Consider the following 26,613-nt stretch of genomic DNA (forward strand, 5'->3'; position numbering starts at 1 on the left):
GATCAAGACGCTGATTTCCGACAGCTCCGGCCAGGTGGCGCGCGGTGTCGATCTGGTCGGCAAGGCGGGCGACGCGCTGCAAAGCATCGTCAGCCAGGTCACCCATATCTCGCAGCTGGTTTCTGGCATCGCCGAGGGTGCGGCGGAGCAGTCCACCGGCCTGAATGAGATCAACACCGGGGTCACCCAGCTGGATCAGGTCACGCAGCAGAACGCGGCGATGGTGGAAGAGGCCACCGCGGCCGGCCACATGCTGAAGACCGACGCCTCCAAGCTGAGCGATCTGGTGGCCCACTTCAAGACCGCAGGCGGCGGTTTTGCGGCGGCCCCGGCGCCAACGGCGAAACCCGCCGCCGCCCCGGCCCCTGCGCCAACGGCCCATGGCGGCGATGACTGGGACATCCAGCCCGCCCCGCAGCCCGCCGCCGCGGCCGCCAGCGGCAACGCCGCCCGGGATCTGTGGCAGGATTTCTAAGCCGGAACAGGCCTTTGAAGACAAAAATACGCCCGGGGAGATATCCCCGGGCGTTTGCACCTTGCGCGCAGGCGGGATGGGCGCCGGCCGGCAGATGGAGGACGGTTCACTCAAAATGCGGCAAAAAACTCAGGCAATACGGCGTGAAAATGCGGGCGGGGCTTGCCGGGGTAGGGGTTTGTTAGAAACTGCAGCCTAAACAAGCAGGCAATAGACCTGCAATGAAGGCTCTGAATACATGTCCAGAATACCCGCTTTTCTCTACCGCTTGCCTGTCCGTATCTACGCGCTTTCGGCGCTTGCGCTGTCGCTGATGGCGCTGCTGACCTTCCTGCTGCTCTCGCAGTCCGTCAAAAACGCCTATGAGATGCGCTATACGGAGCTGCACAATGTCACCGACACGGCCGTCAGCCTGCTGCGCGACCTGGAGGAAGGGGTTCAATCTGGCCGTTTGACGCCGGAGGAAGCGCGTGACCTCGGCCGCGAGCGTTTGACCGCGCTGCGCTTTGGCGACTCGGGATATGTCTTTGTCTTCGACCACGACCTGGTGGTTCAGGCCCACCCGGTGGTACCGGATTGGGTTGGCACCAACCAGGGTGCTTATGAGGATGTGACCGGCATCAAGGTGTTCCAGGAGCTGGAGAAAATTGCCGCCTCCAAAGGGGCGGGGGAGCTGACCTATTTCTTCAAGAAGCCCGACTCTGAGGTGATGGAAGCCAAGATCGGCTATGTGCAGGCGTATCAGCAGTGGGGCTGGATCATCGGCACCGGCGCTTATGTGTCGGATATCGAGGCCGATGTTGCGATGATGCGCAACGAGGCGCTGGTCGTGCTTGGCGTAAGCCTGGTGGCGCTGATGGTTGCTGCCTATTTCATCACCCGCAGCGTGACTGGCCCGCTGACCGGCCTGAAGAACCGGATGCAGACGATGGCGGACGGCGACACCAGCAGCGAAATCCCCTCGGCAGAGGCGCGCAGCGAACTGGGTGAGATTGCTCGCAGTGTCGACGTCTTCCGCCAGGCGCTGATCCGGCAGCAGGAGCTGGAAGACGCGGAGCATGCGCTGAATGAAAAGCGCAGCAAGGTGGTGGCGGCGCTCAGCAGCAAGCTGTCGGCGCTGTCGCAGGGCGACCTGAGTGCGCAGATCACCGAGACCTTCCCTCAGGATTACGAACAGCTGCGCCAGGATTTCAACACCACCGCGCAAAACCTCAGCGCGACGGTGGAGCAGGTGATCGCCGCCGCCGCCAGTATCCGCAATGGCGCCTCCGAGATCAGCCAGGCCTCTGACGACCTGTCGCACCGCACCGAAAGCCAGGCCGCGACGCTGGAACAGACCGCCGCGGCGCTGGATGAACTGACCGCTTCCGTCAAATCCGCCGCCGAGGGCGCCCGCAGCGTCGAGGCCACCATGGAGGACGCCAAGCAGGAGGCCCGCAACAGCGGCGAGGTGGTGCAGAGCGCGGTCTCGGCGATGACCGAGATCGAGGAAAGCTCCAACAAGATCAGCCAGATCATCTCTGTGATCGACGATATCGCCTTCCAGACCAACCTCTTGGCGCTGAATGCCGGCGTCGAGGCAGCGCGGGCCGGCGAGGCAGGCCGCGGCTTTGCGGTGGTGGCATCCGAAGTCAGGGCGCTGGCGCAGCGGTCCTCTGACGCGGCGATGGAGATCAAGACGCTGATTTCCGACAGCTCCGGCCAGGTGGCGCGCGGTGTCGATCTGGTCGGCAAGGCGGGCGACGCGCTGCAAAGCATCGTCAGCCAGGTCACCCATATCTCGCAGCTGGTTTCCGGCATCGCCGAGGGTGCGGCGGAGCAGTCCACCGGCCTGAATGAAATCAATACCGGTGTCACCCAGCTGGATCAGGTCACGCAGCAGAACGCGGCGATGGTGGAAGAGGCCACCGCGGCCGGCCACATGCTGAAGACCGACGCCTCCAAGCTGAGCGATCTGGTGGCCCACTTCAAGACCGCAGGCGGCGGTTTTGCGGCGGCCCCGGCGCCAACGGCGAAACCCGCCGCCGCCCCGGCCCCTGCGCCAACGGCCCATGGCGGCGATGACTGGGACATCCAGCCCGCCCCGCAGCCCGCCGCCGCGGCCGCCAGCGGCAACGCCGCCCGGGATCTGTGGCAGGATTTCTAAGCCGGAACAGACCTTTGAAGACAAAAAACGCCCGGGGAGATATCCCCGGGCGTTTTCCGTTTCGGTCCGTCAGGAGCGGATCAGCCGATGATGGCGTTCAGCGCCGGGCTGGGGCGCATCACCTTGGCCTTCAGCTCCACGCTGGGGCGGTAGTAGCCGCCGATATCTGCGGGCGCGCCTTGGGCGGCGGCCAGCTCGCTGATGATCTGCTCTTCCTTGGCGCCCAGTTCTTCGGCGATGGGGGCGAAATGCGCTGCGAGCTCGGCATCCTCGGTCTGGGCCGCCAGCGCCTCGGCCCAGTAGCGGGCGAACCAGTAGTGGCTGTCGCGGTTGTCGGGCTGGCCGGCCTTGCGCGAGGGTGAGCGGTTGTGGTCGAGGATGCCTTGGGTTGCGTCCTCAGCCGCGCGGCCCAGCACGCCGGCCTTGGCGTTGCCTTTGACGTCGGCCAGGAAGTTCAGCGACTCGCCCAGGGCGCAGAATTCACCCATCGAATCCCAGCGCAGGTGGTTCTCCTCGACCAGCTGCTGCACGTGCTTGGGGGCAGAGCCGCCCGCGCCGGTTTCGAACAGCCCGCCGCCCTGCATAAGCTTGACGATCGACAGCATCTTGGCCGAGGTGCCCAGCTCCAGGATCGGGAACAGGTCGGTGAGGTAGTCGCGCAGCACGTTGCCGGTGATGGCGATGCTGTCTTTGCCTGCGGTGATGGTCTCCAGCGACAGGCGGGTGGCTTCGCGCGGCGCCATGATCTGGAACTTGTCCGCAACGCCTGCTGCATCGAGCGCAGGCTGAACATATTTGATCAGCTCCGCGTCATGGGCGCGGTTTGCGTCCAGCCAGAAGATCGCTTCGGAGCCGGTCAGGCGCTGGCGGTCCATCGCCAGCAGGATCCAGTTCTCGATCGGGGCTTTCTTGACGGTGCAGGACCGCCATATGTCGCCGGTTTCCACGTCATGGGAATGCAGCGTCTCGCCGTTGGCCAGAACGATACGGATGGTACCGTCGGCGGGCGCCTCAAACGTGGTCGGGTGGGAGCCGTATTCCTCTGCCTTCTGGGCCATCAGGCCAACGTTGGCGACCGCGCCCGCGGTGGTCACGTCCAGCGCGCCGTTGGCTTTGAAGAAGCTGATGGTCTCGTCATAGACGGATGCATAGCAGCGGTCGGGGATCACGCAGTTGGTGTCGCCCTTGTTGCCGTTCTGGTCCCAGCCTTTGCCGCCGGCGCGGATCACCGCAGGCATGGAGGCGTCGATGATCACGTCGGAGGGCACATGCAGGTTGGTGATGCCCTTGTCGCTGTCCACCATGTACATGTCCGGGCGGTCAGCGCGCACCGCTTCGATGGCGGCGGTGATTTCGGCGTTGCCTTTGACGCGTTCCAGCAGGTCGCCCATGCCGGAGTTCGGGTTCACACCCAGCGCGTCCAGCTCAGCGCCGTATTTCTCGAACACCGGTGCCAGCCAGGCCTTGACCGCGTGGCCGAAGATGATCGGGTCGGAGACCTTCATCATGGTGGCCTTCATGTGCAGCGAGAACATGGTGCCGTCGGCCTTGGTGTCGGCAATCGCTTCGCCAAGGAAGGACGACAGCGCCTTCACCGACATGAAGGTGGCGTCGGCCACGGTGCCCTCTTCCAGCGGCCAGCCGTCTTTCAGCACGGTGACGGCGCCGTCCTTGGCCACGAACTCGATCTTTGCGTTACCGGCCTGGGCGGCGGTGATGGTGGCGGATTTCTCGTTGGCATAGAAATCGTTGCCCGGCATCGAGGAGACCTTGGTCTTGCTGTCGGCCGACCATGCACCCATCGAATGCGGGTTCTTCTGAGCGAAGTTCTTCACCGCCTTGGCCGCGCGGCGGTCAGAGTTGCCTTCGCGCAGGACCGGGTTCACCGCGGAGCCCTTGATCGCGTCATAACGGGCGCGCACGTCTTTTTCGGCGTCTGTCTGCGGCTCCTCGGGATAGTCCGGGAGAGCATAGCCCTGGGCCTGCAGTTCCTTGATGGCGGCGGTCAGCTGCGGCACAGAGGCGGAGATGTTCGGCAGCTTGATCACGTTGGCGTCCGGGGTTTTCACCAGCTGGCCCAGCTCGGCCAGGTCATCGCTCTGGCGCTGTGCTTCGGTCAGGTTCTCCGGGAAGGCCGCGATGATGCGGCCGGCCAGCGAAATGTCCTTGGTGCCGACGGTCACACCGGCGGCAGACGCGAACTTGCGGATGATCGGCAGGAAGGATGCCGAGGCCAGTTCGGGCGCTTCGTCTACAATGGTATACAATATGTCCGGGGTTTGATTTTCTGCCATGTTCCACAACCTTTCAGCGATCTCGGAGGCGTTTATGACGTCAGCAGGGCCAGGCCCGTGCCGGGGGTTATTCCAGTGATGTTCCAGCGCGGCATGACGGGGCTGGAACGGGCTTGGGAAGCCAATGGTATGGCCCCCATGTAGAACAGGATTGCTGCAGGTGCAATGGTGCGGTGCCCGGGAGGCCCGCGCAGATTGCCGCGGCAGGGGCCAGGGCGCTGCCCCGCAGGCTTGAATTGATGAGGGGCTCTGCCCCTCTTGGGCCGGTGGCCCAATTCACCCCGGAGTATTTAGGGGAAGATGAAAGCGGGAGGAGGTTATTCGCGCAGTTCGTCGGGGGCGACGCCCCAGAGCTTTTTCTTCGGCGCCCAGCCGCTGTAGCCGCCGGCCGAGATTTCGCACCAGTCGGTTGCGCATTCACCGAGACGGGCGACCACGCCCAATTCAAACGCGGCAGTGACCGGTGAGCGGGTGTCGGGGCGTGCATGCACGGTCAGCATGTCCTCTTCGATCAGAACCGTGCGCACTCCGGACAGCAGCGCGTAATGCACCCAGCCGCCGGCGCCGTCGCGGTCCTGCACCCGGCGCCAGTGACCATACTCAGCGGTGATCTCAAGCGGCATGCCGCGGCGTTTGAACACCCAGTCGATCTTATGCGTCAGCGACGGGCCGCGGCGCACATTGCCGGTGGCGGCCTTCATCGAGACATAGCGGGGCAGCGGCAGGTTGGTGACGGGGCCGCGGGATTCGGCCACACAGAAGGTGGCGGTCAGCACTGTCACTGCTGCTGCCGCTGCCAGATGGCGGATTGCCATTGCCGCGTTTCTCACTGCCTGCTCGCCTCTTCGTTGCCCAGCCGGGTTGCGCCCAGCCTCTTGTTCCGGTCTTCCGCCCGTCTGGTTATGCCCCTGCTGAGCCCGTCAAATTTCCGGTCTCGCTGTCAGGGAATGCGGTTGGGTTCTTGTGCCTCTGCGCATACTGGGCCACGATGCCATGGAGGCGTGCAAAATGAAAAGCCCAAGGGAGAGCGCAAGTGCCAAGAGACCGACTGAGTGTTGTCGTTACGCGACGGTTGCCGGAACCTGTGGAGACCCGGCTGAGCGAGCTGTTCGATGTGCGCCTGCGCGAGGATGATACGCCGATGACCCGGAGCGAGCTGGCGGCGGCCTTGAAAGATGCCGATGTGCTGGTTCCCACCGTCACCGATACCATTGATGCGGGGCTGTTGGGCCAGGCAGGCGAGCGGCTGAAGCTGATTGCCAATTATGGTGCCGGGGTGGATCACATCGACGTCGCCACCGCCCGCCAGCGCGGCATTCTGGTCTCGAACACCCCGGGTGTTCTGACTGACGACACCGCCGATATGGCGATGGCGCTGATCATGGCGGTGGTGCGCCGGATGCCGGAAGGGCTGGCAGTGATGCAGAAGGGCGACTGGCAGGGCTGGGCGCCGACGGCGTTCCTGGGCGGACGCATCGCCGGGCGCCGTCTGGGCATCCTCGGCATGGGCCGCATCGGTCAGGCCGTGGCCAAGCGCGCCGCAGCCTTCGGGATGCAGATCCATTACCACAACCGCCGCCGCCTGCGTCCGGAGATCGAGGAAAAGCTGGAGGCCACCTATTGGGAGAGCCTCGACCAGATGGTGGCGCGGATGGATGTGATATCCGTCAATTGCCCTTCGACACCTTCAACTTTTCACTTGATGAACGCACGCCGCCTGAAGCTGATGAAACCCTCTGCAGTGATCGTGAACACCTCCCGGGGCGAGGTGATCGACGAGCACGCGCTGACCCGGATGCTGCGCTCTGATGAGATCGCAGGTGCGGGGCTGGACGTCTATGAGCACGGCACCGACATCAACCCGCGCCTGCGCGAGCTGCCGAATGTGGTGCTGCTGCCGCATATGGGGTCGGCCACCATCGAAGGGCGGATCGAGATGGGCGAAAAGGTGCTGTTGAACATCAAGACCTTTGAGGACGGCCACCGGCCCCCGGATCAGGTTGTTCCGTCGATGCTGTGACATCCTTCTGGGGTTTGTTCTTTTCGGGATGTTGTGATTGGTAAAATCTCCCAAATTATAGAATTCTTGCAGGAAATTGTTCTGCAATTTGATGTCAGTTTAGGATTTTTTCCCGGCGTCAATCGGCATTTTCCGCACAGGGTCATGTGCGGAACCTTAGGGGTGTGGCGGATTGTCGCAAATCTGGATTGATGGCAGCTTTGCCGGGCAATACGAATTCCGAAGGAGAAGATGATGCGCATTCGCTGGCAGGAAAGCCTTTATTTGTTATCCATTGCAGCGGCGGCCCCGCTCGGTGCGCAGGAGGCTGCTGATGCTGTTGCGCCAGAGGCTGCGACCGCCGGCACCTTTGAGGCGATCTCCCCGGAAGTGGCTGCCGCGCTGGAGGCCAAGGCACGCGGCGAAGCAATTGAAGCTGACAACTGGATGGTGGCCGCAGCCAACCCGCATGCGGTGGAGGCCGGCGCGGCGGTGCTGCGCGCAGGCGGCACTGCGGCGGATGCGATGGTGGCGGTGCAGACCGTGCTGGGACTGGTGGAGCCGCAGTCCTCCGGTCTGGGCGGCGGCGCGTTTCTGGTCTGGTATGACGCTGCGACCGGCGAACTGACCACATTGGACGGGCGCGAGACGGCGCCGCTGGCGGCAACTCCCACGCTGTTTCAGGATGAAAACGGAGAGCCGCTGAAGTTCTTCGATGCAGTTGTCGGGGGCCGCTCTGTCGGCACGCCTGGCACGCCCGCGCTGCTGGAAGAGGCCCACCGCCGCTGGGGCCGCGCCAATTGGCCATCGCTGTTTGAACCGGCGATGAAACTGGCGGAGGAAGGCTTTGCCGTCTCGCCGCGTCTGGCTGCGCTGGTGGCGGGGGATGCCGAACGGCTGGCGCGCGCACCTGCAACAGCCGCCTATTTCCTGCCGGACGGAGAGCCGATTGCCGAGGGTGCAACACTGCTGAACCCCGAGTATGCCGCCACGCTGAGAGCGCTGGCAGAGGGCGGGGCAGGGGCATTCTATTCCGGCCCTATTGCGGCAGAAATCGTGCGCGCCGTTACGACTGCTGAGGGCAATCCGGGCGTGCTGTCTGCCGCCGATCTGGCGCTGTATCAAGTCAAAGAACGCCCGGCGGTCTGTGCCGCCTACCGCGAATTCGAGGCCTGCGGCATGGGGCCGCCGTCCTCCGGCGCGCTGACTGTGGGGCAGATCCTGGGGATGCTGGGGAACTACGATCTGGCAGAACTGGGGGCTGAGAGCGCTGATGCCTGGCGGCTGATTGGCGATGCCTCGCGCCTCGCCTTTGCAGACCGGGGCCGTTTCATGGCGGACAGCGACTATGTGCCGGTTCCCGCACAGGGGCTGGTTGCCGCGGATTACCTGGCGGGACGGGCAGAGCTGCTGCAAGGCGATGACGCGCTGCCAGAGGTGGCGCCGGGCGCGCCTGAATTCGATCATGCGCTGATGCTGGCGGATGACGAGTCGATCGAGCTGCCCTCGACCTCCCACATCTCCATCGTGGACCCCTACGGCAACGTGCTGTCGATGACCACGACGATTGAAAACGCCTTTGGCTCCCGGCTGATGGCGGGCGGGTTTCTGTTGAACAATGAACTCACGGATTTCTCCTTCCGCACCCATGCGGAAGGGGTGCCCATCGCCAACCGGCTGGAGCCGGGCAAACGGCCGCGTTCCTCCATGGCGCCGACGATTGTGCTGAAGGACGGCAAGCCGGTGCTGGCCATCGGGTCTCCCGGCGGCAGCCGCATCATCGGCTATGTGGCGAAGTCGATCATCGCCTGGGCCGACTGGGGTATGGGCATCCAGGAAGCGCTGGCACTGCCGCATCTGGTGAATCGCTTTGGCACCTATGACGTGGAAGCGGGTACCAGAGCAGAGGAACTGTCGGAGGCGCTGACGGGGATGGGGTATGAGGTCAATGCCCGCGACCTGACCTCTGGTTTGCATGCGATTGAAATCGGTGACGGGCTGAAAGGCGCGGCGGATCCGCGGCGCGAGGGGATTGCGCTGGGCGGTTAGGAACTCCGCATGGCTTCAGTATAATGCGGGCGGCTACGGGGTTCTGGGTATTGCTGAACTCCGGTGGCTGCCCGTAGGTTAACAGGTGAATTTTTCCGGGGCGCCGCGCCCCGCTGCCAGGGGAGGCCGCCATGGTCCAAGCCACATCACTGCCGCGCAACGAGGCCGGGATTGCTGCCGCCATTGATGCGCTGACCCAGCAGTTCGGCGACCGGTTGCAGACCGGCCAGGCGATCTGCGAGCAGCACGGCCACACCACCACCTGGATAACCAACCAGGCACCGGATGCGGTGGTCTTTCCCACCACCACGCGGGAGGTGTCGGAGATCGTCGCGGTCTGCGCCGAATACGGCGTGCCGGTCATTCCCTTCGGAACCGGCACCTCGCTGGAAGGGCATGTGAACGCGCCCGCAGGCGGCATCTGCGTCGATATGATGCGGATGGACCAGATCATCGCGGTCCATGCCGAGGATCTCGACGTGGTGGTGCAGCCCGGCGTCACCCGCGAGCAGCTGAATACCTACCTGCGCGACCAGGGCCTGTTCTTCCCGATCGACCCCGGCGCCAATGCGTCGCTCGGCGGCATGGCGGCCACCCGGGCCTCCGGCACCAACGCGGTGCGTTACGGCACCATGAAGGACAACGTGCTGGGGCTGGAGGCGGTGATGGCGGACGGGGCCGTCATCCGCACCGCACAACGGGCCAAGAAATCCTCAGCGGGCTATGACCTCACCCGGCTTCTGGTCGGCAGCGAGGGCACGCTGGGCCTGATCACCGAACTGACCTTGAAACTGCAGGGCATACCTGAGGCGATCCGCTCTGCCCGCTGTTCCTTCCGGACTGTGGATGAGGCCTGCCGTGCGGTGATGATGACCATTCAGTACGGCATTCCAGTCGCCCGCATCGAACTGCTGGACGAGATGAGCGTGCGCGCCGCCAACGCCTATTCCGGCCTCGACCTGCCGGAAACACCGCTTCTGCTGCTGGAGTTCCACGGCTCTGATTCAGGGGTGGTCGAGCAGTCGGATATGTTTGCCTCCATCGCCGAAGAGTTCGGCGGCTTTGATGCGGCCGCCACTTCAACGCCAGAGGAACGCAGCAAGCTTTGGCAGGCGCGCCACGATATGTACTGGGCCAGCCTGCAGCTGCGCCCCGGCGCCAAGGGGTTGTCCACCGACGTCTGCGTGCCGATTTCGCGGCTGGCGGAATGTGTTGGCAAGGCACGGGATAAGGCTGAATCCATGGGGCTGGTTGCGCCGATGGTCGGCCATGTGGGTGATGGAAATTTCCACGCGCTGCTGCTGATTGACATGGAAAGCGACGCTGAGCGCCAGAAAGCGGACGAATACATCGGCTGGCTGAACGAAATGGCGATAGAAATGGACGGGACCTGCACCGGTGAGCACGGCATCGGCCAGGGCAAGCGGCCCTATCTGCAGCAGGAACTGGGCGACGCCACCCGCTACATGGCCGCGATCAAGGCGGCGCTGGACCCGGAGAACATTCTGAACCCGGGCAAGATTGTGGAGATGTGAGAGGCGCGCCACCGCTCCTCGCTGGGCTGGGCAGGCGGCGGAACTTGAGTACTTGAGGAAAGATGAAGCGCCCCCGTCTCTTCTTCTTTGAAAAAGCTCACTGCGCGCCAGCAGCGGTAAACGCAGCGCCCTCGGGTCTTGACCCAAGGTGTTGCGCAGGCGGCGCACGCCCCTGTCACGGCATCTTAAATTCCCTGTGCCATGATGCTTCCTGATCGCGGTCACCGCCGGGCCTGACACCCCCGGCACCTTGGAACAGGGCCCTTTGGCAGGGGCACGCACAGATGACGTTTCGCGTGCGGGAGCAACCCTCCCGTCCCGCCTCCGCCCCTTGGCGGCGCCGCCAATCCTAACTGCTGGCAGATGCAAACGATGCAGCACAGAAGGACAGGCCAGACAGAAACAGCAGAACCAGACTCGTCCCGGCAGATTCAATCTGTGCGGGCGTGAACCTGCTTCTTTTCGTGTTGCTGCCGCATTCCCGCCCCAAACCCCCTTTAGCCGGGTCGTAAGATTTGAGGCATTTCCACGGGGACATTATGAGCATCAAGCATCTGGCAGGCTTTGCAGCCGTGTGCGGGCTGGTATTTCTGGGCGTTGATTATGAACAGCAAACCCGCCGGGCGGGGCTGGACCTTGGCGGTCTGAGCCTTTCTGCTTATGCCGGAACTTTTGAAAGCCGCTATCTCAGCAGCAAAGCGGAACGCCGTCTGGCCGAGCAGGAGCAGGAGCGCCGCCGCCGCTGGCAGCAGGGCGGCAAGGCGTATCTGCCCGGGGCGCCTGCCGGAATGGAGCGGTTCAGCCTGCTTGAGCGGCCGGGAATACTGGCAGCCGGCGCGGAGGGCGCGGAATCCGGGGCAGATCCGCTGTCAGATCTGGACCAGGCGCTGGATGGCGCCCGCGAGCGGAAACGGGCCGCCAAGATGGAGCCGCACAGCTGGGGTTACAGCAAGGACGGCGAAGCGGTTGTGCTCAGCGTCTTTCTGCGCGGCCAGGAGAACCCGAACACCCTGGGGGGGATGGTTGTTTCCTCGATGCGCGGCATGGAGCTGCCTGAGGAGCCTTATGCGGTCATCGGCGGCGTCGCCTTCGGCCGCGATCAGGGACCCTTTAAAGGCAGCAGCGGTAAGATGCGCAAGTTCAAGGGGGTGCTGGGCTTCGGCGAGCGTGCCACGATCCTGGTCCATGCGGATGCTTCGGATGAGACTATCCGGCAGCTCTTGTCGGCCATCGATTATGACGGGCTGAACAGCCTGCTGGCGCAACCCGTTCCCACCATAGGCAATAATGTGACCGTGCCCTTGGCCGCCGAAGAGCAGCTGGCAGGGGATATCGCCCGGCTGCGCAGCGAGTTGCAGGGCATTGAGGCCAAGGCGGCGCGGCTGAAGATGGAAAATATTGATCACGGCAAGCTGCTGGCCGGCGCTATGACCGGCACCAGAGGTGTGATCGATGTCACCAGCGGTGATGTGCCCGACCCCGCTGTAGTGCTGGAGGCCGCCTACCGTGAGCGCCTGGTCCGGCTGATGGCAGAGGCCGGCGCAACGCGCGGCGGCGTCGCGATCAAGGCGGAAGATCATGCCGCGGTGCAGGATGCCGCAGAAGACAGCCAGAGCAGCGGGGACGGTGCGGGCAAGACAGCGGGGCTGGCCAGCACGCTGCTCGGCGTGTTCACAGGCGTGTCCAGCCAGGCGGGCGACGCGGCTCCGCAGAACGGCGGCGTGGCTCAGGTCAAGGTCAGCAAGGGCCTGGCAGGAGACAGCGGTGATGGCAGCAGTTGTATCCGCCGCGGCACCACACGGACCTGCGACTGATCCCCGCCAGACCGGGGCAATTGCACCGGCTTTTCCCTGAATTGCCGGATTGCCGCCGCATTTCTGCGCCAGGTTTGAATGTGATGTGAACGGCATGGCATGTGCGGACCCGGAGGGCAAAGATGGCACTGAAGAAAGCGATGGGCATTCTGGTGTTCAGCATCCAGGGGGTGGTCGGCTACGACTATTACATCCAAACCCGTGACGCGGGGTTGAATTGGGGGGATCTCAGCGCCACCGATTATGGCACCATTGTGCAGGAGCGTATTGCCCGCTCTCGCGCAGTCCGGGACAGTGCGGCCCTGGACGCGCCGCAGGACGGCCAGTCGCTCTGGCAGACGGCCTCCAGCTACGGCAAGAGCCTGCTTGGCGGAGGCGATCAGGTGGCCCAGGCAGACACCGCCGGGGACGCCGGTGAGGCGCAGCCCGTTTGCATCCGGCGCGGCAATGTTGCCGACTGCTGAGCAAGCCGGAACAGCCTGAAACAGACGACAGGGGGCCGCGGCCCCCTTTTGCTTGTGCGGAAAAACACCATTTCCGGCACCGCTGCCTGCAGAATCCGGTATGCTGTGGCGCGCAAGGTCGGTTTTGAGTGTTTTTGCGTCGGCCTGATTTTGCGAGGATTTGCACGCGCGGGCATAACCACTGCCAAGAATCTCATTAAGCTGGAGAGCCGGAGAATGAAAACCCAAGTCAAAGCGCTTGTTGTTGGCGGCGGCGCCGTCGGCACCTCGATTGCCTATCACCTGGCCAAGGCCGGCTGGGAAGACGTCATGCTGATCGAGCGTGACGAGCTGACCTCCGGCTCCACCTGGCACGCAGCCGGCCTCTTGCCGCTGTTCAACATGTCCTATGCGACCACCCACATCCACAAGTACTCGGTCGACTTCTACAAGACCCTGGAAGAGGAAACCGGCCTGAACGCAGGTTTCGCCGTGGTGGGCAACCTGCGCATGGCGCAGACTCAGGAGCGCATGGACGAATACATGCTCTATGCCTCCACCGCAGAGACCTGCGACGTGGACTATGAGTGGCTGACCCCGGATCAAATCAAGGAGCGCTGGCCGCTCATTGAGACCGGCGACCTGAAAGGCGCGATCTACCACACCGAGGACGGCTACATTAACCCGGCAGACGTGACCCAGGCGATGGCCAAGGGCGCCCGCCAGCGCGGTGTCGACATCGTCCGCAAGATGCAGGCCGACGCGTTCCACTGGACCGGCACCCACTGGGAAGTCACCTGCACCAAAATGGTCGAAAAAGGCGGCAACCTTGTCCCCTCCGACGAGCAAGTGGTGATCACCGCAGAGCACGTCGTGACCGCATCCGGCAACCACGCGCAGCGCACCGCCAAGATGCTGGGCATCAAGATGCCGGCGATCCCGGTCGAGCACACCTTCATCGTCATGGACAAGGACCCCGAGCTGGTCAAATGGCGTGAAGCCGGCAACCCCGAGCACCCCGTTGTGCGCGACGCCGACAATGAATCCTATGCCCGCGAAGAGCGCGGCGGCTGGATCCTGGGCATCTACGAGCGCGGCGCACCGGCACAGTTCGAGCACGGCGTGCCGGACAGCTTCCGCGCCGACCTGTTCCCGCTGGATCTGGACCGGATCGCCGAGCAGTACATGGCGATGGCAGAACGCGTTCCGTCCTGTGCGGAATCCGGTCTGAAAGACGACTTCAACGGCCCGATCTGCTACACCCCTGACGGCAACCCGCTGGTCGGCCCGGCACCGGGCCTGCGCAACATGTGGCTGGCGGAAGGCTTCTCCTTCGGCATCACCGCCGCCGGCGGCACCGGCTACTACCTGGCGCAGATGATGGTGGACGGCGAGGCCGAGATCGACATGGCGTCGCTCGACCCGAAACGCTACTCCTCCAACTGGATGACCACCGAGTTCGCGGCCCGCAAGAACGAAGAGTGCTATGAGCACGTTTACATCCTGCACCACCCGGACGAAGAGCGCGAAGCCTGCCGTCCGCTGCGGACTGCTCCGGCATACGACCGCCAGAAAGCCCGCGGCGCACAATTCGGCTGGGTTAACGGCTGGGAACGCCCGAACTACTTCGGCCCCGTCGATGCACCGCAGAACTACGACCACGACGCCCGCTCCTTCCGCCGCGGCGGCTGGTGGCAGCATGCCGTGGATGAGGCGAAAGCCGTGCGTGAAGGCGTTGGCCTGATCGATGCGACCGCCTTCACCAAGCATGTCGTCAAGGGCCCCGGTGCCACCCAGTTCCTGGACTGGTTCACCTGCAACAAGCTGCCCAAGGTCGGCCGCATCAACCTGACCTATGCGCTGACCGCATTCGGCACCACCCGGACCGAATACACCATCGTCCGCAACGGCGAGAACAACTACTACCTCGTCTCCGCCGGTGCCTGGTCCGAGTATGATGCCGACTTCCTGCGCAAGGCGGCCGAGGACAAGATGGAGGAATTCGGCTACATCGAGATCCAGGACGTGACCACCCAGTGGGGCGTCTTCGCCATCGCAGGCCCCAAGTCCCGCGATGTGCTGAAAGAGGTGATCGTTGACGCAGATCCGGAAACCGCACTGTCCAACAAGCGCTTCCCCTGGCTGTCGGCCAAGCAGATCGAACTGGGCATGTGCCCGGTCAACGCGATCCGCGTTGCCTACACTGGTGAACTGGGCTGGGAACTGCATCACCCGATCGAGATGCAGAACTACCTCTTTGACCTGCTGGAGAAAGCTGGCGAGAAGCACGGCATGAAGCTGGTGGGTGCGCGCGCCCAGAACTGGCTGCGCCAGGAGAAATCCTACCGCGCCTTCGGCAACGAGCTGGGCCGCGACGCGACCCCGCTGGAAGCTGACCTGCCGCGCTTTGTTGATCTGGAGAAGGACTTCCACGGCAAGGACAAGCTGGTCGAGACCGGCGTCCGCGTGAAGTGCTGCACCCTGCTGATCGACGGCCCGTCCGACGCCGATCCCTGGGGCCGCGAGGCGCTTTATGCGGAAGACGGCACCCGTGTGGGCCGCCTGACCTCCGGCGGCTACTCGGTCGCCTTCGAGAAATCCATCGGCATGGGCTATGTGAAGCCTGAGGTTGCGGTGGAAGGCACCAAGCTGAAGGTCAAGATCCAGGACAAGCTGTGGGATGCGGTTGTCACCTGCGACAGCCCCTACGATCCGAAGAACGAGACCATCCGTCAGAACGGCTAAGGTCTGACGGAAGAGATGAAGAAGCCCCGGTCATCGGCCGGGGCTTTTTTTGTTGGGGCCGACTGGGTCAAGCAGAAATGATCTGCTCTTTCTTCTTCGCGGGCGAAGCTGACATCGCACCTGCCGGGCGCTAATATGCCGTGTATGTACGGTAGATAGCGTTTTGGTGCGGGCTAATCTGGATTGGGGTTGAAACTATATGACAAACTTTGTTGGCCTCTCGTCAGACAGTGGCCTTTCCGATGTGCTGAAGATGTTCCCGCGCAATTCGGAGAACCTCCTTCGTCTCCTGGACGACATCATGTGCGCAGATGGAGAGCTGTCCAGAGGTGATCGAGAAGCAATCGCTGCGTTTGTATCAAAGCAGAACACGACCCCTTATTGTGTGTTCTATCACACATTGTTTTCAGAGGTTATTTCCGGCCCGATAGAAGATACCAACCAACGTATCCAGCCACTTCTGAACTTTGCTGAATGCTTGCACAGCCGGAATAATGCCGACATTGCAAAGGCCTTCGATGCGGTCCGGAAGGCAGGATGGAGCGAAGGCGCGATTTACGAAGCGGTGGAAGTCTGCGGTATCTTTGACTTCATCAATACAATCGTACTTGCTTCAGGGCTTCAGGGCTTCATGCGCCAGATGGGCCAATGCACCCGCTCCCAACAGTTGACGGCATAAAGGATTCCTACGCTGCGATGGCAGATGGTGTCAGAAACTAGCGGTTAGTTTGCGCTCAAAGCAGCCAATAGCCCAAGAGCCGCTTGTTCGGTCCATCCGCCCGTCACCTTTCGAATTTCAAATCCGGAGGCTCCCGTAGAGCCAAGCAGGCCGCGCAGGGGCGCGGCCTGCTTGGTATTTGCGTCAGGTGCGCTGCCCGCTAGGACGCCAGCTTTTCTGCCCGGGTGATGGCTGACTGGAAGTCTTCTTCCGGGTCCTGTGTCAGCAATGTCGGCTGGAAGCGGATTTCCTCGATGTCCTGCACACCGGCCTGGTTCAGCCAGAACCGCAGGTAGGACGACTGGTAATCTACGCCGAACGCGGGAGAAGGCATCTCCGGCCCGTAGGCACCGCTGGTCAGTGCCAGCACTGCCCTCTTGTTTTCCAGAAGGCCGAAGTATCCTGTTGCGGGATCCAGCCCCCACAGCAGACCGGGCTGGTGGATCAGATCGATGTACTGCTTAAACTTGTAGGGGATGCTGCCATTCCACATCGGCGTGGCGATCAGGTAGATGTCGGCGCTGATGAAGCGCTCGGCCATGCTGGTGATTTCGTCCCAGGCGGTGCGCTGGGCGGCATCGTGGTCCTGGCCGGTGATCACGCTCATCTTGGCGGCAACCTTGTTGCCGTCGAAGTCCGGCAGGGGTTCAGCGGACAGATCCAGCAGGTCCACTTCCAGTTCCGGTGTATTGTCCTGAAGCCTGGCCAGATAGGCATTGGCGAGCGCAGCGGATTTTGAGTCGCCGCCGCGGGGCGAGGCCTTGATAAACAGCAGTTTGGTCATTCGGGGTCTCCTGTCTGAGAGAATGAGTGTTTTCGGCAGGAGCAATATGAGGGCAGGCACGTCTCGCAAAAATGGATTGAATTGCAAAGGATTTGTGCGAAAAATGCACAAATGAGCGAAGGTGGAAGCGTCAATTTGTTTGTCTGTGTGGTGGAGGAGGGCAGCTTCTCCGCCGCGTCGCGGGTGCTTGGTGTCGCGCCGTCATCGGTGGCGCGACAGATTCAGCAGCTCGAGCAGATGCTGGGCGCCAGGCTGTTTCAGCGCACCACCCGCAAACAAAGCCTGACTGAGGCCGGCGAGTTGTATTACCGCCATGCACGCCGTGCCGCCGAAGAGCTGGAGGCGGCCCGCAGCGGCATCGCCCGTATGACCGGTGCGCCTGCAGGAGTGCTGTCGCTGACCGCGGAGCCTGACCTGGCCGTTACGCTGATTTCTCCGCTGCTGCCTGGGTTCCTGCGAAGGTACCCGGAGGTGAAGGTGCGGCTGCTGCTTTCTTCTTCGCTCAGCGACCTTGTGGATGGCAGGATCGATCTTGCTGTCCGCATGGGGCAGCTGAAGGACTCCAGCTTGATCGCCCGCAAGCTTTTTGACAGCCGGTCGCAGCTATGCGCCAGTCCGGCCTATCTTGAGGCATTTGGGCGGCCTGCGCATCCATCGGACTTGTCAGCGCATCAGTGCCTGTCTTTCCGCACGTCTTCTGGCCGGACGCTTTGGCGGTTTGCCACACCGGATGGTCCCTGCGAGGTGCCTGTCAACGGACCGGTGCAAGCGAACGGGCTGGAGTTTCTGAAGTCGCTGGCCATGTCCGGATGCGGGATCGCCTTGATACCGGAGTGGGCCGCCAGAAGGGAGCTGGAACGCGGAGATCTTGTTGCCCTGCTCAGCGGGTTTCCCTCGCTGCCTGCAGGCACGCCTGTGAGCGCAGTTTATGCGGAGCGGCGCCAGCTGGAACCGAAAACACGCGCTTTTGTGGATTTCCTTGCCGCCCGCCTGCCAGCGGCTTGAGCGGGAGGCAACGGGCGCCGCGCCGCAGGGGATGTTCAGTGACCACGGGCTGTGCGAAGCGCAAATGTTCAGACAGAGGGTGCCGGCGTGCCCCGGTGCACTGACGTGCTCCATGAGGATTGCGCTGACGAAAACAATGCTCTTACCTGCGGGGGAATTGCGGCGAATTTTACCATAATCGGTGAAAACCGCTAGAGGGAAAAATGCACTCGTTTCCCTGCGAAAACATACATTTACCCATTCACATTCCAGAATGCCTCTGACTAAGATCAAGGAATGGATAGGACTGGCCTCAGACATCAAAAGCAGAGCACTGGCGTGGCGCTGGCCTGCGCTTCAGTCCCGGGGCATTTCCAGCGGGGGGTAGCTGTTCAGAGCAATGCTGATCCAGCGCATGGCCGCAGCCAGGGCCGCTTCGGCGGTGCCTCGCGCGGCCGGGTCTGCACCGGCGGCGAAATACGCCTCCTTGAGACGGTCAAGGTCGCTGGAGGCTTTCTCGAAATCTGCGGGAACAAACTGGCGCATTCTGCATCTGCCATTGACGGGGAAAGGAATAGACGAAGGTGAACGGGTGAGCGCGGAGAAAGCTTCCTTTGTGCGGCAATACAAGGAAAGAAGCCATCTCCGGCCACTCATCAACAGGTAACCTGATAACGGGGGGCTGATAGGTTTGGGGGAGATCAAGGACAATCTCCAAAGCCGCGAAATGCAGCTTTTTGACATGTTCGGTGAACCGCCGCAGTTCACGGTGCATGAAATGATGATGATTTTGCGCAGCGGGGTATTCCTGAAATACGCCGCGGCGGTGGTCGTGCTGCTGGCAGCGTTCGACACCGACGGATACCGTCAGGCCGGGATGCCGCTGCATGCGAATGTCCTGCTTTGGGTCATCTGTGTTGCGGGTTTCATTACATTCTATACGGGGATCCTTCTGGCTTGGGTTGCACTGGCGCCGGGCGGGCGGGTTGTGCGGGTGCTGCGCGCGGTGCCTAATGTGATATCCATGGCGCTGGTCACGGTGCTGGTTGTGTCGTTGGCCGTTCCCTACACTGGCACGGCGCTCAGCTGGCAAGTGGTACTGCAGCTGTTTCCCTACAATGTGGTGCTCAGTTATACTTTTGAAACGCTTCTGTTCCTGTTCATCCTGCCGCAGGCCAATACGGCGCTGGGCCTGGATCTGTACGGGCGCAAGCAGCAAGGTCCCGAAAAACCTGCCAGTGCAGCGGTGGCTGGGCCTGTCTCAACTCAGCCGGAGCTGGCAGAGCAAACCGCTGGTAAAAGTGCAGACGGGTTAAATGGTACTGCAGTTGTAGTGCTGAGCGGACACGCCTTCAGGCTGGACCAGCTGCACTATGTGAAGTCCGAGGAGCATTACTTGCGGATATCGGCAGGAGGCAGCGAACTGACCCTGCGCGGACGGCTGGCCGATCTTTTGGCGCAGATGCCGCAGGACGCGGGCCTGCAGCCGCACCGGTCCTGGTGGGTGGCCCGTAATACGGTTACGGGGTTGAAGCGCTGCGGGCAGAGCGACGTGCTGCTGCTGGCGGATGGCTGCGAAGTGCCTGTTGCACGCGGGCGGCGCGCCCAAGTGCGGGAGATTTTGCGGGGCTGGCAGATTGAAGGAAAATGACGGGCCGCTGGCAGAAACACCCCGCTTGAAACCAGCCGGGCGGGGTGCTGTTCCTGAACGGTAAAGGGTCTAATCCGCAGGCTGTTCCTCGGCCGTTTCAGCCAGCTCCATATGGCCCCAGCCGCGTGACAGCACCTTGCGAAGGATCGGCTCGAAGAACTCCAGCGGTTTTGTCGGATACCCCGGATCAAACGCGCATTGGTCGTATTTCTCGCAGAAGTACCGGCAATCCTCCCAATGGGGGCTGTCGCGGTACTTGTCCCGCGCGTTCCGGTCACCGCCGAAGTGGTGGTTGTAGTAGAAGCCCTGAAACACGCAGTGATGCTTGAGGATCCAATAGGTCTTCTCGCTGACATAGGGCTTCATCATTGCTGCCGACAGCTCACCGTGGTTGTAGGGGGACAGGATGTCGCCGGTGTCATGCACCAGGGCGGCCACGATGATCTCGTCATCGGCGCCGTCCTCCCAGGCGCGGGTCGCTGCCTGCAGGCTATGCTGATAGCGGTTCACCGGGTAAGGGGTCCAATCCTCGTCCAGCGAGCGGATGGCGTCGAGGATACGGTCGGGCAAGGCGGCGTTGTATTCCTCTTCATATTTCTCCACCGCTGCCCAGTCGGCGGCGGTGGCTTCCTCGAAACTGGTCCAGGTTGGCTTGTGGCTTTTGTCCAGCATGGCGCGTGTCCTTTGGTTGATCTGCTGGCAGGGTAGCGGGTCTGCGGTGAGCAGGAAAACGAATTGATTTGCTCACTGCGAGCATAAATAGTGATCACTATGCAGATCAGCGCATTCAAAACCTTTCTGGCCATCGAGGCCGCGGGCAGCTTTCACGGTGCGGCGCGGGCGTTGAATGTGACGCAAACCGCCGTCAGCGCCCGGATCAAGTCGTTGGAGGAGGCGCTCGGCACGCCGCTGTTCGACCGCGGACCCGGCGGCACAAGGCTGAGCGCGGCGGGCCGGCAGTTCCTGCCCTACGCCGAGCAGATGATGCGCACATGGGACTTTGTCGCGGGCGATCTGAAGGCAAGCTTGGCGGGTCAGGTGCCGCTGCGGCTGGGGGCGCAGCTGTCGGTCTGGGATCCCTTGCTGGTTGATGTGGCCGTCTGGCTGGAGGAGGTGCAGGGCACGGTGCCCTTTACGCTGAACTACGATCACGCGATGAACATGGGCGAGGCGGTGGCGCGCCGCCTGCTGGATGTGGCGATCGTCAATGAGATGCCGGCGGGCACGCGGCTGGCAGCGGAAGAGCTGCCGCCGGAGCGGCTGGTGCTGGTGGCGGACCGTCCGTTGCGGCTGGGGCAGGACGCGCTTCCCCTGTTCATCAACCTGGAATTCGGCGCGGAATATGACGCGCAGCTGCAAGGGGTGCTGCCTGCCCGCAGCCGCCAGCACATCGTGCTGGGCAATGCTCTGATGGGGCTGCGTTACCTGCAAAGCCGGGGCGGCATGGGATACTTCCCGGCCTATATGGCAGCAGAGGCGCTGGCGGCGGGCAGGCTGCACGCAGTGGAGGGCGCGCCGGAGATCAGCTTGAGCTGCCGCGTGCTTTATCTGCCCGACAACCCGGCGCTGGAGCATATCCGCCAGGTGGTCCAAGGGCTGCAGGAGGTGCGGGGCAGCGGCTAGTTGAGAAAATTCCGGCGCGGAATTTTCCACGGAAAACACGTGTTTTCCGGGCTGAATTCCGCGCCGGAATTCAGATTGCGGGCCGTTCGGTCACCAGCGCCAGGTTGTTGGCGGGCATCTCCATCGCCTGAACCAAGTCCAGCCCGGCAGTCTGCAGCCAACGGATGACTTCAGCATCATCCTTGTATCCGGTTTCCGGGTCGTTTGCGGTGATGGCGGCGTGGAAGGCGCGGTCGCCTTCGCTGATAAAGTCTCCGCCGCGCATAAAGGGGCCGTAGACAACAAACCGCCCGCCGGGGGCGAATGCGGCGGCGGCCTCCTGGATCAGGTTCCGGGCCTCGTCCCTGCTGATCAGGTGCAGGAGGTTCACCAGCACGATCAGGTTCTGGCCTGCATGATCCGCGCCCCAGCCGGGGGCGGTGGCGTCCAGAGCAAAGGGCGGTGCAATGTTGGGCAGGCCCGCCTCATCGGCATAGGCCTGGATACTGGCGCGGCGGGCGGCGTCCACCTCTGTTGGCTGCCAGTGCAGGCCGGGCAGGCGGGCAGCGTATTCAATCACATGCTGGCCGGTGCCGCTGGCCAATTCCAGAGCACGGCCCTGCGACGGGGCCACATCAGCCAGCAGGTCGCAGATGGCGCTGCTGTTGCGCTCGGCGGAAGGCGCGAACAGCTTGCCGCCTTTCGGCTCCGACACAGAGGCCGCGCCGGGAACGGAGCGTACCGGCATCAGCGCAGCCGTGCGGGCGACAGGGCAGCGACCGTGGCGGTGTCCAGAACCGGGTCGCGGCCTGCCACCAGATCGGCAATCAGTTGCGACGCGGCGGGCGCGGTCATAATGCCGTATCCGCCCTGACCTGCGCACCAGATGAAATCCGGCTGGTCCGGATCCGGCCCAAGCACCAGGGTGCCATCAGCGACAAAGCTGCGCAGGCCGGCAAAGTTGCCTTCGACCCGCGTTACCGGCTCTGTCACCATTTCCTCGTAGCGTGCCAGCCCCTCGGCCAGCACCATGTCGTCCGCGTAGGCGTCATGCGGGTCCACCGGATCAGCATCCGCGGGAGAGACCAGGAGCTTGCCGGCGTCGGGTTTGGCATACCAGGTTTCGCCCACGCCCAGCAGCATCGGCCAGCCGCTGACGTCATGCCCGCCGGGGGCGGGCAGCCGGGCCATCGAACGGCGCTTGGGCTGCAGGCCGATTGCGGCGACACCAGCAAGTGCCGCGACCTGATCGGCCCAGGCGCCAGCGGCGTTGACCAGGTTTCGTGCCTCATAAACCTCACCGCCTGCGGTGACCTGCCAGCCGCTGCTGACCCGGCTGATCGTGGTTACCGGCGCCTTGGTAACGGTCCGGCCTCCTGCGGCGCGCAGGGCCTTGGCAAAGTCCTGCAGCATCCGGTCGGTATCGATGTCCTCTGCCGCGCCGCTGATCGCAGTGTAGCCGACGGTCTCCGGGTTCAGGATCGGCACCATGGCGCGGGCCTCGTCCAGTTCCAGCGTGGCCATGCCCAGTTCGTCCACGTCGCGGGCAAAAAGGTTGGCGTCCCCTTTGGCCCCGACCAGCATCAGCCCGCGCGGCGACAGGTAGCCGTTCTCGCGCAGGTGCGCTGCGCTGGCGCGGTTCAGCTCGACGGTGGGGCCGTGGCCGTAGTTTTCCTCAAACAGCGCGGCGGAGCGGCCGGAGGAATGGTAGCCAAGCGCGTCCTCCATCTCGAGCAGGGTGACGATGCCGAGGCTTGCCAGCCTGGCGGCGGCGCTGGTGCCGGCCATTCCGCCGCCGATGACGATGAAATCCTGCATGGGTCTAGTCCTTGTGGTCTTGTTGTTCTTCCAGCCGGTCGGTGGCAGGAGCTGGCCGGGGGCTGAGCGCCTCGATTGCATGGTAGAGATCCGCGTCCATCGGGAGATCCAGCGCTGCCAGCGAGGGCTGCAGCTGCTCCGCATTGCGGGCGGAGATAATCGGCACCGGCGCAGATGCGTGGGCGGCGGCCCAGGCCACTGCAAGTGTGGCCGGATGGGTGCCCCGCTGGGCAGCAAGCTCTGCCAGCGCTGCGGCGGTCTGGTGCATGGCGGCCGGGCTGTAGCGGATGCTGTAGCCTGCGTCCTCGGTGATGCGGCCTGTGCCGCCTGTGGCGTATTTGCTGGTCAGCAGCCCTCCGCCGAGGGGCGAGTAGGGTACTGCGGTGATGCCCTGATCCGCACACATCGGCAGGATCTCCACTTCAGCCTGGCGTTTTACCAGCGAATACATCGGCTGCAGAATGTCGACGGAAACCCCGGAGGCCAGTCCCGCCATCTGCGCCTTCATCACCTGCCAGGCGGCGAAGTTAGACAGCGCCGCATAGCGGATCACGCCTTCGTCCTTGAGCGCGGCAAAGCAGTCCATCGTTTCGCGCAGGTCGGTGTGCGGGTCGAAGCGGTGCAGGTAGAAGACATCGACCATGTCCAGATCCAGCCGGCGGCGGCTTTGATCCAATTGGGCGCGGAGGTTGGCAGCCCCTGCGCCGCCCTCGTAACCTGCCTTGGTGGCAATCAGCAGCTGCTCCCGCTCTGCCTTGATGAGGCGGCCGAGAATCTGTTCTGAGTTGCCATCGGTATAGACCCAGGCTGTGTCGAAATGGGTGATGCCGGCGGCGCGGCAGGCAGCGTACATTTCTGCCGATTGCGCCTCGCAGGCGCGGCCGCCGAACTGCATGCAGCCAAAGGCGAAACGGCTGGCGGGTGTGCCGTCTGGAGAGGTCAGAATCCGGTTCATGGCGCAGAGCTTGGCACAGGGGGAAGGGAGGGGGAAAGAGGATATGTGCCGCCGGAAGCAATTGGTCCTGCCCCGCTCTCGCAGCAAAGTGATTGATTGCTGAGCGAGCGTTCTTACGAGTGTTGGATAATCCGTTTAGGAAACAGCTGCGATTGAGAGGAGCTGTATTGGGGCACGGCTTAGATGGATGGCTTTTGGAAGTTGTGCGACAGGTCGTTGGCCAAGCTGACTGAACGACCGGCAGCCACGTTAAAGATTGTTCTGATCCCATGGCTTCTTGGGCGGTCTGACCCGCAAGGCTTCGGATCAGGGGTCTGCAACTGACCTTCTGTACTTACTGCTGAGTGTCGCGGGCGGTGTTCTGTTCGCAGCGGCTCATATCTGGCTTATAGTTGCATGGCACCGTTATGTGCTTGCGAATGAGGCGCCAGGAGGCTGGCTGCCCGCCTGGTCAACACAGCGCAGCTGGAGCTACTTCTGGCGAGCACTTGTTGCGGGATTGGCTACGGTTGCTCCTGCCATCGGCCTTTTTGTGCTACTAAAAAATGTGAGTTACCTACTGCCAAGCAGTGGTTTGAATTGGGCTGGAAGTGCCACCGGGTCGACGTTGGTTATTTCACTCTGCACGTATTATCTAGGGTTCCGGATCGGGCTTATTCTTCCAGCAGCTGCAATCGACAAAAAGCTGACCCTGCGGCAGTCCTGGCAGAAAACCAAACCTTTGGGAGGTTCGCTTATGCTGGCGGCGGCGGGGTTGTCAGTTTTATAGACCGGTGTAAACGCACTGGCTGAGCTACCAGAAACGGCCTTTACCGGTTTTCTGGTTCTTGAGGGTGGATCCGCGCTGCTTGCTCTATTTTTTCTAAGTGCGCTGACAGTGCTGTACGAGACTTGCCTTAATGCGAGACCTGAGAGCTGACTTTGTTTGCAAAGCGGACCACCAATCGGTTCCGGAGAGAGAGGCTGCCAGACCTGAGGCGGACTCCGGTTCCTGTTAATTAGCGAAACACAGTTTGTTCCCATCCAGGTCCCGCACATAGGCCGAAAACCTCGGCCCGCGCTGGCCCGGCGCGCCTTCGCAGGTGCCGCCCAGGTCAAGCGCCTTCTGGTGCAGCCGGGCGGCCTCATCTGCGGAGCCGAGGCTGAAGCCCGCCATGGTGCCGTTGCCATTGCTGGCGGGTGCGCCATCAAAGGGGAGGGCGGCGGCAAAGGCGAAATCGTCCTTGAGCCAGTAGGTCATCCGGTCGCTGGGCCGGACCTGGGTAAATCCCTGGTTTTCAAAAAGCGCGTCATAGAATTTGACGGCGGCATCCATGTTGTTGGTGCCGACAACGAAGTAATTCATTTTCAAAAGCAATCTCCAAAGTGCTTGAGCGTGCCGCAGGCAGGTCTGCGCGAGCTGGTGGAGTGGGAGTACATCAAGGCAGTGACAGGGTATGTCAGCAGGCTTTGAGAAACCGGGGGTGTGCCGAAAATGAAAAGGCCCGCCAAATGGCGGGCCTTTGTGCGTCATGGGAGGGGCCGCTTACTGCGGAATGTCGCCTTCGATGCCTTCGACATAGAAGTTCATGCCGGCCAGGGTGCCGTCATCAGCGGTTTCGCCCTCTGCCAGCCAGGCGGACCCGTCCTGCTTGTTAATTGGGCCGGTGAAGGCGTGGTAGGAGCCGTCAGCCTGAGCGTCCTTGATTGCCAGTGCAGCGGCCTTGACGTCCGCCGGAACCGCATCCGAAATCTCGCCGATGCCAACCATGCCGGCCCCGATGCCGTCCCAGGTGTCTGCGCTCTCCCAGGTGCCGTCCATCACTGCGCGGGTGCGGGCGATATAGTAGGGCGCCCAGTCGTCGATGATGGAGGAGACGCGCGGTTTCGGCGCGTATTCAGACATATCCGAGGCCTGGCCGAAGGTGATCACGTTGCCTGCGGCCTGTGCGGCTGCCTGCGGCGCGGTGGAGTCGGTGTGCTGCAGGATCACGTCGGCGCCCTGTTCGATCAGCACCTTGGCGGCGTCAGCCTCTTTCGCCGGGTCGAACCAGGTGAAGGCCCAGACGATCTTGAACTGGACGTCGGGGTTCACCTTCTTGGCATGGAGATAGGCAGAGTTGATACCGCGGATCACTTCCGGGATCGGGTAGGAGCCGATGTAGCCGATGATGTTGCTCTCGGTCATGTGGCCCGCGATGGTGCCTTGCACCGCGCGGCCCTCATAGAAGCGGGCGGAATAGGTCGAGACGTTGTCGGCGCGCTTGTAGCCGGTGGCGTGCTCGAACTTCACGTTCGGGAACTTCTTGGCGACGTTGATGGTCGGATCCATGTAGCCGAATGAGGTGGTAAAGATCAGGTCAGCGCCTTCCAGCGCCATCTGGGTCATCACGCGCTCGGCGTCGGGGCCTTCGGCGACGTTTTCCACATAGACGGTTTCGACCTGATCGCCGAACTCAGCTTCAACCGCCTTGCGGCCCTGGTCGTGCTCATAGGTCCAGCCGCCGTCGCCGACGGGGCCGACATAGACAAAGCCCACTTTGGTGGTGTCGGCCATCGCCGCGCCTGCGGCCAGGCCAAGCGCCACGGCGGCGCTGGTCAGAAGGTTGGTCAGTTTCATCA

General features: G+C 63.0%; 23 protein-coding genes. 13 read left to right on the forward strand and 10 right to left on the reverse strand.

All coding sequences use genetic code 11. The features are described from left to right. Together N6L27_RS22560 and N6L27_RS22565 are read left to right on the forward strand one after the other, a co-directional pair. On the forward strand, positions 1 to 475 hold a 475-nt coding region (locus tag N6L27_RS22560), incomplete at its 5' end, for a methyl-accepting chemotaxis protein (RefSeq protein WP_271909677.1). A 238-nt stretch (positions 476 to 713) separates the two neighbouring features. Beyond that, a complete protein-coding gene (locus N6L27_RS22565) occupies positions 714 to 2,621 on the forward strand; it encodes a methyl-accepting chemotaxis protein (RefSeq protein ID WP_271909678.1) in 1,908 nt (635 codons plus the stop codon). Between the two features lie 80 nt (positions 2,622 to 2,701). Here the strand turns inward: N6L27_RS22565 and N6L27_RS22570 are convergent, their stop codons facing one another. Then, positions 2,702 to 4,915, reverse strand: a complete 2,214-nt coding sequence (locus N6L27_RS22570) for an NADP-dependent isocitrate dehydrogenase (protein WP_271909679.1) — start codon at positions 4,913 to 4,915, stop codon at positions 2,702 to 2,704. Between the two features lie 317 nt (positions 4,916 to 5,232). Further along, positions 5,233 to 5,730 (reverse strand): SH3 domain-containing protein, encoded by a 498-nt coding sequence (locus N6L27_RS22575; protein WP_271909710.1) that lies wholly within the window; start codon positions 5,728 to 5,730, stop codon positions 5,233 to 5,235. A 218-nt stretch (positions 5,731 to 5,948) separates the two neighbouring features. Between N6L27_RS22575 and N6L27_RS22580 the strand changes: the two genes are divergently transcribed. The 7 genes from N6L27_RS22580 to N6L27_RS22610 all read left to right on the forward strand — a co-directional run bounded on the left by N6L27_RS22580 (position 5,949) and on the right by N6L27_RS22610 (position 16,179). Then, on the forward strand, positions 5,949 to 6,935 hold the full coding sequence (locus N6L27_RS22580; RefSeq protein WP_271909680.1) for a 2-hydroxyacid dehydrogenase: 987 nt from the start codon (positions 5,949 to 5,951) through the stop codon (positions 6,933 to 6,935). A 234-nt stretch (positions 6,936 to 7,169) separates the two neighbouring features. Continuing rightward, positions 7,170 to 8,963, forward strand: coding sequence for a gamma-glutamyltransferase (ggt, locus tag N6L27_RS22585; RefSeq protein WP_271909681.1), 1,794 nt, complete (start codon positions 7,170 to 7,172; stop codon positions 8,961 to 8,963). A gap of 131 nt (positions 8,964 to 9,094) precedes the next feature. Next, the gene (locus N6L27_RS22590; RefSeq protein ID WP_271909682.1) at positions 9,095 to 10,498 is read left to right on the forward strand and encodes an FAD-binding oxidoreductase; all 1,404 of its coding nucleotides are present in this window, start codon (positions 9,095 to 9,097) and stop codon (positions 10,496 to 10,498) included. 539 nt (positions 10,499 to 11,037) lie between these two features. Continuing rightward, positions 11,038 to 12,312, forward strand: coding sequence for a hypothetical protein (locus N6L27_RS22595; protein ID WP_271909683.1), 1,275 nt, complete (start codon positions 11,038 to 11,040; stop codon positions 12,310 to 12,312). 122 nt (positions 12,313 to 12,434) lie between these two features. Continuing rightward, entirely contained in the window at positions 12,435 to 12,776 is a 342-nt protein-coding gene (locus N6L27_RS22600) for a hypothetical protein (protein ID WP_271909684.1), read from the forward strand. Positions 12,777 to 12,992: 216 nt separating this feature from the next. Next, entirely contained in the window at positions 12,993 to 15,500 is a 2,508-nt protein-coding gene (locus N6L27_RS22605) for a GcvT family protein (RefSeq protein ID WP_271909685.1), read from the forward strand. 199 nt (positions 15,501 to 15,699) lie between these two features. Beyond that, a complete protein-coding gene (locus N6L27_RS22610; RefSeq protein ID WP_271909686.1) occupies positions 15,700 to 16,179 on the forward strand; it encodes a hypothetical protein in 480 nt (159 codons plus the stop codon). A 199-nt stretch (positions 16,180 to 16,378) separates the two neighbouring features. On the opposite strand, the gene N6L27_RS22615 is transcribed toward N6L27_RS22610, so the two are convergent. After that, entirely contained in the window at positions 16,379 to 17,002 is a 624-nt protein-coding gene (locus N6L27_RS22615; protein WP_271909687.1) for an FMN-dependent NADH-azoreductase, read from the reverse strand. 111 nt (positions 17,003 to 17,113) lie between these two features. Here N6L27_RS22615 and N6L27_RS22620 point away from each other — a divergent pair, with 111 nt between their 5' ends. Continuing rightward, on the forward strand, positions 17,114 to 18,007 hold the full coding sequence (locus N6L27_RS22620; protein WP_271909688.1) for a LysR family transcriptional regulator: 894 nt from the start codon (positions 17,114 to 17,116) through the stop codon (positions 18,005 to 18,007). A gap of 336 nt (positions 18,008 to 18,343) precedes the next feature. Here N6L27_RS22620 and N6L27_RS22625 read toward each other — a convergent pair whose 3' ends face one another. Next, the gene (locus tag N6L27_RS22625) at positions 18,344 to 18,532 is read right to left on the reverse strand and encodes a hypothetical protein (protein WP_271909689.1); all 189 of its coding nucleotides are present in this window, start codon (positions 18,530 to 18,532) and stop codon (positions 18,344 to 18,346) included. A gap of 181 nt (positions 18,533 to 18,713) precedes the next feature. On the opposite strand from N6L27_RS22625, the gene N6L27_RS22630 reads away from it, so the two are divergent. After that, positions 18,714 to 19,637, forward strand: coding sequence for a LytTR family DNA-binding domain-containing protein (locus tag N6L27_RS22630; protein ID WP_271909690.1), 924 nt, complete (start codon positions 18,714 to 18,716; stop codon positions 19,635 to 19,637). A gap of 69 nt (positions 19,638 to 19,706) precedes the next feature. Here N6L27_RS22630 and N6L27_RS22635 read toward each other — a convergent pair whose 3' ends face one another. After that, positions 19,707 to 20,309, reverse strand: a complete 603-nt coding sequence (locus N6L27_RS22635) for an HD domain-containing protein (protein ID WP_271909691.1) — start codon at positions 20,307 to 20,309, stop codon at positions 19,707 to 19,709. A 99-nt stretch (positions 20,310 to 20,408) separates the two neighbouring features. On the opposite strand from N6L27_RS22635, the gene N6L27_RS22640 reads away from it, so the two are divergent. Continuing rightward, positions 20,409 to 21,260, forward strand: coding sequence for a LysR family transcriptional regulator (locus N6L27_RS22640; protein ID WP_271909692.1), 852 nt, complete (start codon positions 20,409 to 20,411; stop codon positions 21,258 to 21,260). A 70-nt stretch (positions 21,261 to 21,330) separates the two neighbouring features. Here N6L27_RS22640 and N6L27_RS22645 read toward each other — a convergent pair whose 3' ends face one another. From N6L27_RS22645 to N6L27_RS22655, 3 genes are read right to left on the reverse strand one after another with little or no spacing between them, the layout of a single operon-like run. Then, positions 21,331 to 21,987, reverse strand: coding sequence for a DUF938 domain-containing protein (locus N6L27_RS22645; protein WP_271909693.1), 657 nt, complete (start codon positions 21,985 to 21,987; stop codon positions 21,331 to 21,333). Further along, positions 21,987 to 23,057 (reverse strand): NAD(P)/FAD-dependent oxidoreductase, encoded by a 1,071-nt coding sequence (locus N6L27_RS22650; protein ID WP_271909694.1) that lies wholly within the window; start codon positions 23,055 to 23,057, stop codon positions 21,987 to 21,989. Before N6L27_RS22650 ends, N6L27_RS22645 begins: the two co-directional genes overlap by 1 nt. A gap of 4 nt (positions 23,058 to 23,061) precedes the next feature. Beyond that, a complete protein-coding gene (locus tag N6L27_RS22655; protein ID WP_271909695.1) occupies positions 23,062 to 24,012 on the reverse strand; it encodes an aldo/keto reductase in 951 nt (316 codons plus the stop codon). Between the two features lie 277 nt (positions 24,013 to 24,289). Here N6L27_RS22655 and N6L27_RS22660 point away from each other — a divergent pair, with 277 nt between their 5' ends. Beyond that, positions 24,290 to 24,781: a hypothetical protein gene (locus N6L27_RS22660; protein WP_271909696.1), complete on the forward strand. Its 492-nt coding sequence runs from the start codon at positions 24,290 to 24,292 to the stop codon at positions 24,779 to 24,781. Between the two features lie 225 nt (positions 24,782 to 25,006). Here N6L27_RS22660 and N6L27_RS22665 read toward each other — a convergent pair whose 3' ends face one another. Beyond that, a complete protein-coding gene (locus N6L27_RS22665; RefSeq protein ID WP_271909697.1) occupies positions 25,007 to 25,357 on the reverse strand; it encodes a VOC family protein in 351 nt (116 codons plus the stop codon). 180 nt (positions 25,358 to 25,537) lie between these two features. Next, complete coding sequence (locus N6L27_RS22670; protein ID WP_271909698.1) at positions 25,538 to 26,611, reverse strand: BMP family ABC transporter substrate-binding protein; 1,074 nt, start codon at positions 26,609 to 26,611, stop codon at positions 25,538 to 25,540. Positions 26,612 to 26,613 lie beyond the last annotated feature (2 nt).

The organism is Leisingera sp. SS27 (genome assembly GCF_028368855.1).
GTDB lineage: Bacteria > Pseudomonadota > Alphaproteobacteria > Rhodobacterales > Rhodobacteraceae > Leisingera.